Source organism: Streptomyces sp. SBT349, from assembly GCF_001083795.1.
Taxonomy (GTDB): Bacteria; Actinomycetota; Actinomycetes; order Streptomycetales; family Streptomycetaceae; genus Streptomyces.
The window spans coordinates 1-6832 of sequence record NZ_LAVK01000383.1 but is presented as its reverse complement, the minus strand read 5'-3'; the positions used below and the strand labels follow the sequence as shown (position 1 = coordinate 6832).

Sequence of the window (6832 nt, the reverse complement as noted above, 5' to 3'; positions counted from 1 at the left end):
CATATGCTGTTTTTTTTTTTTTTAAAGCAAAAGCCGGCATCCGATTTCGCCTTATTCTGGGGGCTCGGAGATGTTTATAAGAGCCAGCCCCCCCCCTGTCCCCGCCTGCCCCGCCTACTCCGTCGCCGACGGCGCCGCCACCGTGACCATGGGCAGACGCGCCCGCCCCGGGGCCGCCGGCGCCTCCACCTCCCGCTCCGCCGTGCCGAGCGACAGCCGTCGCATGATGGACCTCGTCGAACGCGCCCAGGGCGGCGAGGCCGAGGCGTTCGGCCGCCTCTACGACCACTACTCCGACACCGTCTACCGCTATATCTACTACCGCGTGGGAGGCCGGGCCACGGCCGAGGACCTCACCAGCGAGACGTTCCTGCGCGCCCTGCGCCGCATCGGCACCTTCACCTGGCAGGGCCGTGACTTCGGGGCCTGGCTGGTCACCATCGCCAGGAACCTGGTGGCCGACCACTTCAAGTCGAGCCGCTTCCGGCTCGAAGTGACCACCGGCGAGATGCTCGACGCGAACGAGGTGGAGCGCAGCCCCGAGGAGTCCGTCCTCGAATCCCTCGCCAACTCGGCGCTCCTGGACGCCGTTCGCAAGCTCAACCCGCAGCAGCAGGAGTGCGTCACCCTCCGGTTCCTCCAGGGCCTCTCCGTCGCGGAGACCGCCCGGGTCATGGGGAAGAACGAGGGCGCGATCAAGACGTTGCAATACCGGGCGGTCCGCACCCTGGCCCGGCTGCTCCCCGACGACGCACGCTGAACCGCGACACCGAGAGGGCGGGATGCACGGAATGTGAGTGCCTCCCGCCAATCAGTCACATAATCTGCCAGCCGTAACCCGAGTGCCCGTCCGCTCGTTGTCGCCAATTGGAAAGCACTGCGCTGGCTCCCCACCGCCGGGTCCTGCCACGGGTTCACCTCTTCGGGTGCACGTGGCCGGGGCCGGCAACTTCCATCCGACGTGGGGAGTCGTTCCTGTGACGAGAGGAGGTGCCGCCCGTGATCGGATCCATGTCGGCCAACCGCCGGGCCAACGCCTTCGCCCATCTCCTCGATGAGTCGCGGCTCGACGGGCCGGGACTCGACGAGGACGAGACGGCGGCGGCCCCGCCGGCGGCCGGGCGCGAGGGCCCGGATGACCGGGGGGAGCAGGGAGTCCTGCTGTCGGTCGTGGAGCGGCTGGCGGCCCTGCCGGGCCCCGAGCTCGCGGCCGGGACCAAGACGGCGCAGCGAGCCCAGCTGATCGCCGCGATGGAGTCGGCCCTCGCCGACGGCGGCAGTCCGGCCGAAGGCGCCCCGCGCGGCGGCCGGGTGCCGGGACAGCGGCGCTCGCGAAGCGCCAGGGGGACGCATCGGGCGGGCTCGGGCGGCGCCCTGGGCCGTCTCAGACCCACCACACGCCTCACCAAGGGGCTCGCGGCCGGCGGGCTGACCGTCGGGGTCGCCGCCGGCGCGTTCGGAGGCGTGTCCGCCGCCAGCACCGACGCGCTGCCGGGCGACACCCTCTACGGCTTCAAGCGCGGCATGGAGGACCTGCGCCTCGACTTCGCCGGCGGCGACATCGACCGCGGCCGGCTCTACCTGGACCACGCCTCCACCCGGCTGAACGAGGCGGGCCGCATGCTGGAGCGCGAGAGGTCGGGCCACCTCGACCACGAGGAGCTCGACGCCATCCGCAGGGCGCTCTCCAGCATGCGGGACGACGCCGCCGAGGGGCACCGGCTGCTCAGCCAGGCGTACGAGGCCGACGGGTCCATCGACCCCATCAGGTCCCTGTCCGCCTTCTCCGAGAGCCACCGGCAGACCTGGTCGCGGCTGCGCGACCGGCTGCCGGCCCCCCTGTGGGACGTCGGCGTCGAGGTCACCGACGTCTTCGACGCCATGGACGAGGAGATCGGCCCGCTCCAGTCGCTCCTGCCCGAGCGGCCGGAGAGCGCCGCGCCGGCCGACGAGGCCGACGGCGCCCCCACCCCGCGGCCGACGCACCACGACGGCGAGGGGCCCGCCTCGGCGTCCGCGCCGGGCGACGCGGCCGACCGCGACGAGACCGGCTCGGACCGCGCGAGCCCGCAGGAGCCGGCCGAGGCGGGCGACGGGCTGCTCGACAGCGGGCTCCTCCAGCCCGAGGCAGGGGAGAGCGAGAGGCCGGGCGCCCCCTCGCCGGGCCCCTCGGAAGGGGACCCGCTGCTGCCGGGCCCGGATGTCACCATCCCGCCCCTGGTGGACGACCTCCTGCCCGAGCTCGGCCTGGACGCGGGGGAGGAACGCTGACGCGGGTCGGTGTTCTCCTCGCCGCGGCCCGCGCCATCGGCTAGAAGAACACCGACCGCCGCGCCACCAGCAGCTTGTACAGGGTGTGCTGGATCGTCTCGCGCACCTGGTCGGTCAGCTGGAACATCAGCATGGGGTCCTCGGCCGCCTCCGCCGGACGGTCCCGGGTCTCGATCGGCTCGCCGAACTGGATCGTCCACTTCGTCGGCAGCGGGATCGCCCCGAGCGGCCCCAGCCAGGGGAACGTGGGGGTGAGCGGGAAGTACGGCAGATTCAGCAGGCGCGCCAGCGTCCGCGAGTTGCCCACCATCGGGTGGATCTCCTCCGCGCCCACGATGGAGCACGGCACGATGGGCACCCGCGCCCGCAGCGCCGTCGCGACGAATCCGCCCCTGCCGAACCGCTGGAGCTTGTACCGGTCCGCGAACGGCTTCCCTATCCCCTTGAACCCTTCCGGCATCACGCCCACCAGCTCGCCCCGCTCCAGGAGCTCCTGAGCGTCCTCCGCACAGGCCAGGGTGTGCCCGGCCTTCCTCGCCAGCTCGTTGATCACCGGAAGCTGGAAGACCAGGTCCGCGGCGAGCAGCCGCAGATGACGGTCGGCCGGATGCCGGTCCCGGACGGCGACCTGGAGCATCAGCCCGTCCCACGGCAGCGTCCCCGAGTGGTTGGCGACGATCAGCGCGCCACCCTCCTCGGGAACGTTCTCCATTCCCCGCACCTCGACCCTGAAGTACTTCTCGAAGAAGGGCCGCAGCACCGTCAGCAGCACCTCGTCGGTCAGGTCCCGGTCGTAGCCGAAGTCGTCGACCTCGTAGGCACCGGTGAGCCGGCGCCGCAGGAACGCGAACCCCCGGGCCAGCGCCTCGTCCAGGCCGCCGCCGTCCCGCGGTCCCGCCTCCTGCGCGTCCCGCTCCGCCTGCCGTTCCCCCGGCCGCTCCTCCGGCCGCTCCTCCGGCGGCTGGTCCACGGGCTCACGCGGTGCCTCGGCACGCGCCCGCCCGCGTCGTTCCTCCTCGTCGAACGGGATCACCTTGGCGTCAGCCACGGCGCAGTACCTCCTCGATCCGGTCGACCAGGCCGCCGACCGCCACCGGCGGCAGCGTCCCGGGGCCGTGCGTGGCGGCGAAGGCCGCGAACGTCTCGGCCGTCGTATAGGCCAGGGGGCCGCCCATCGCCTCGCGCAGCCGCGTCGTGCGCACCACCCGGCCGTGCATCAGGGACCGCAGCTGCTCGGCCGACACCCCGCCGATCCCGAACGCGCCCAGCGTGGAGCCCAGCCAGGGCGCCAGGGGCCGCAGCACCGGAACGGTCGGCCGCCCGATGCGCCGGGCGGCCTGCGACAGCAGGAGAACGCCGTCACCCGCCACGTTGAACGTGCCCTGGCCGAGCGCTCCCCGGCCCCCCGGCTCGGCGACGGCCCGGCCGAGCACCTCCAGAACGTCGTCCTCGTGCACGAACTGGAGGCGCGGGTCGTATCCGAGAACGGTGGGCAGCACGGGCAGCCGGAAGTAGGCGGCCAGCCGCGAATCCGCGGCCGGGCCCAGCACATGCGCGAAGCGCAGAACCGTTACCGCCACCTGGGGGCAGCGCCGGGCGAAGCCGCGCACATAGCCCTCGATCTCCGCGACATCCTGCGGGAAGCCGCCGGCGACCGGGGCCCTGGGCAGGGTGGTCTCGCTGAAGACCGCGGGGTCGCGGGCGGCCGTTCCGTAGATCTGCGTGCTGGACTTGACCACCACGCGGCGCAGCCCCGGGACCTTCTGGCAGGCGCCGAGGAGTTGGAGCGTGCCGAGGACGTTGACCTCCTTGACCGCGGCGCGACCGCCGCCGTCGGGGGCGGGGGTCCCGTGCACGTCCAGGTGCACCACCGTGTCCACGGCGTGCTCGGCCAGCACCGTCGCGATCGAGGGCTGCCTGATGTCCGCTCGGACGAAGTCCGCGTCGCCCAGCGGATGCACGGGGGGCCTGCTGTCCACGCCGACGACCCGGTCGACCTCCGGATCCCGCTGGATGTGACGCACGAAGCGCCCGCTGAGCTGTCGGGCGGCACCGGTCACCAGCACGGTCTTGCCCACGCGCCTCTCCCCTGCCGTGCGGAGGCCCTCCCGTCGAGGTGCGGACGGGAGGGCCGTTCAGCGGCGCTCGCTCACTTCTTGTTGCGGCGCTGGACGCGGGTGCGCTTCAGCAACTTGCGGTGCTTCTTCTTCGCCATCCGCTTGCGCCGCTTTTTGATGACAGAGCCCACGACTACCCTCGCTCACTTCGCTTACCCGGTGCGGGGCGTCCGAGCCCACACGACCTACATGCGACTCAGCCTACCGTTCACCGAGTGATACGGGTTAATCGAGGGGGCAACGGGCCCGCTTGGTGTTACGCGCTCTCCACTCCGACGAATGACTCTCGGAGGTACTCATGGACGGCCTGCTCGGGAACCCGGAAGGACCTTCCCACCCGGATCGCGGGCAGATGACCTGCGTGCACCAGTCGGTACACGGTCATCTTGGAGACTCGCATCACCGCGGCGACCTCCGCCACGGTCAGGAACTTGGCCTCGCTCAGAAGCCTTTCACCAGCAGCCATGTCACACCTGACCTTCCGCACATGTCGGACACCGGCTTCCCCTCCGGTGACTCCCTCTCGCATGCGCGCTCCTCCCCAGAGTAGGGGCGGGTGATGCGAGTGGGGAAGAGGTGCCTCAACCGGCCTTTTACAACGAGCCCGGTCTTACCGTGACAGAGAAGCGCGATTGAGCACATAGCGCGTGAGTGCCCCGTAGCTCCGCGGGCGCGCGGCGCCGGGGACCGCGGCCCCGGCCGGCCCGGCGCCGCGCCGTCCCCCGACCGCACCGGCGAATCGGCCGGAGGCGTGCGCGCCAGGGGTACGCCACCCCACTGACCTGCGCGGCAGCGAGGCGGGCGCCCGGCGTGTGACGGAGGTCGCACGACGCCCGACTCCCGTGCCACCGCCCGGAGATGAGGGGGCGTGAAACGCCGGGGCGAACGGTGTGCGCGGGACGGCGTCAGGCGGTCGCGGGATCCGGACGCGAGTTCGCGCCGCGTCCTGGCGTAGGAGGAATCGGGTAGTTTTGTCGATAGATCCCCACCGTGCTGATGTGAGAAGGGCAGGGCCGTCCGGGGTGAGCGGGTTCGTCAACGTGGCGTAGCGCCCGCTCCGTTGAGGAGGTGACAGCTCAGGGCAGCAGCCCGTGCAGGGGGTAGACGGCGTGCCGGGTGGCGAGGATCGCCTGGTCGACGGCGTCGGCGGGATCGTAGCCGTTCGCCCAGTCGCGCCAGCCGGGCTCCCCGCCGTCGGTCATCCGGCGCGGGCCGTGCTGCCGGGTGAGCGCGTAGACGGCCGCCCGCCATGCCTCGGGCACGGGGGCGGTGGGTTCGACGGGTGCGTGGGCGGCGATGCCCACGAGGTGGGTCCAGAGGCGGGGGACGACGTCGATGACGGCGTATCCGCCGCCGCCGAGGGCCAGCCACCGGCCGTCGGCGTGCTCGTGCGCCCAGGAGTGGCATGCCTCGGCGGCGAGCCGCTGGGCATCGAGGCTGAGGGCGAGGTGGGCCAGGGGGTCCTCGATGTGGGCGTCGGCGCCGTGCTGGCTGACGATGGCCTGGGGCCGGAACGCGGCGAGCAGCTCGGGCACGACGGAGTGCAGGGCGCGGAGCCATCCGGCGTCGGATGTCCCGGCGGGCAGCGGGATGTTGACGGCTCCGCCGGGGGCTTCCTCGCCGCCGGTCTCCTCGGGCAGCCCGGTGCCGGGGAAGAGGGTGCGCGGGTGTTCGTGCAGGGAGATGGTGAGGACGCGGGGGTCGTCCCAGAACGTGTCCTGGACGCCGTCCCCGTGGTGGACGTCGGTGTCGATGTACGCGACGCGCTCGGCGCCGAGTTCGAGCAGCCGGGCGATGGCGAGGGCGGCGTCGTTGTAGACGCAGAACCCGGAGGCGGCGCCGGGCATGGCGTGGTGGAGGCCGCCGGCGAAGTTCACGGCGTGCCGGACCTCGTCGAGCCAGATGTCGTCGGCGCCGGCGACGGACTGTCCGGCGATGAGCGCGGAGACCTCGTGCATGCCGTGGAACGCCGGGGTGTCGGGGGTGCCGAGGCCGAGCCGCTGGTCGGCCTCCCAGGGGTGGGCGGAGGCGTGCCGCACGGCGTCGAGGTAGGGGGTCCGGTGGACGAGGCCGAGGGTCGAGTCGCCGGCGGGCCTGGCGGCGACGACATCGACGCGCTCGTCCAGGCCGAACGCCTCGACCAGACGCATCGTCAGGGTCAGCCGGATCGGGTCCATCGGGTGCGAGGGACCGAAGTTGTATCCGGCGACGCCTTCGTCCCACATCAGCCGTGTCTCACCACTCATGGGTGACACGGTAGCGGAACGCAAGTGGGCCTTGCCGGGTGAATTCCCCATCGGCAAGGCCCACTTATGAATAATTGTCCGGCGGTGTCCTACTCTCCCACACGGTCCCCCATGCAGTACCATCGGCGCAGGGAGGCTTAGCTTCCGGGTTCGGAATGTAACCGGGCGTTTCCCTCCCGCCATGACCACCGGAACAAA

At 72.1% G+C, this 6832-nt stretch carries 6 protein-coding genes, 1 rRNA gene and 1 pseudogene; 2 read left to right on the top strand and 6 right to left on the bottom strand.

What is annotated here, in order from left to right:
* Positions 1–97: 97 nt before the first annotated feature.
* Both ADY01_RS30705 and ADY01_RS30700 read left to right on the top strand, forming a co-directional pair.
* A pseudogene (locus ADY01_RS30705) lies at positions 98–760 on the top strand (ECF subfamily RNA polymerase sigma factor, BldN family); the annotation flags it as partial.
* Between the two features lie 239 nt (positions 761–999).
* Positions 1000–2271: a DUF5667 domain-containing protein gene (locus ADY01_RS30700; RefSeq protein ID WP_049579984.1), complete on the top strand. Its 1272-nt coding sequence runs from the start codon at positions 1000–1002 to the stop codon at positions 2269–2271.
* A gap of 40 nt (positions 2272–2311) precedes the next feature.
* Here ADY01_RS30700 and ADY01_RS30695 read toward each other — a convergent pair whose 3' ends face one another.
* From ADY01_RS30695 to rrf, 6 genes are all read right to left on the bottom strand, one after another.
* A complete protein-coding gene (locus tag ADY01_RS30695) occupies positions 2312–3319 on the bottom strand; it encodes a lysophospholipid acyltransferase family protein (RefSeq protein ID WP_049579983.1) in 1008 nt (335 codons plus the stop codon).
* Positions 3312–4349: an NAD-dependent epimerase/dehydratase family protein gene (locus ADY01_RS30690; protein WP_049579981.1), complete on the bottom strand. Its 1038-nt coding sequence runs from the start codon at positions 4347–4349 to the stop codon at positions 3312–3314. Before ADY01_RS30690 ends, ADY01_RS30695 begins: the two co-directional genes overlap by 8 nt.
* A 71-nt stretch (positions 4350–4420) precedes the next feature.
* Positions 4421–4519 carry a 30S ribosomal protein bS22 gene (locus ADY01_RS37605; RefSeq protein ID WP_003948845.1) on the bottom strand — a complete coding sequence of 33 codons (99 nt, stop codon included), beginning with the start codon at positions 4517–4519 and terminating at the stop codon, positions 4421–4423.
* Between the two features lie 125 nt (positions 4520–4644).
* Positions 4645–4854, bottom strand: a complete 210-nt coding sequence (locus ADY01_RS30685; RefSeq protein ID WP_019431885.1) for a helix-turn-helix domain-containing protein — start codon at positions 4852–4854, stop codon at positions 4645–4647.
* A gap of 610 nt (positions 4855–5464) precedes the next feature.
* Positions 5465–6634, bottom strand: a complete 1170-nt coding sequence (locus ADY01_RS30680) for an acetoin utilization protein AcuC (RefSeq protein WP_199826349.1) — start codon at positions 6632–6634, stop codon at positions 5465–5467.
* A gap of 76 nt (positions 6635–6710) precedes the next feature.
* Positions 6711–6827: ribosomal RNA gene (gene rrf / locus ADY01_RS30675) — 5S ribosomal RNA — on the bottom strand.
* Positions 6828–6832: the final 5 nt, after the last annotated feature.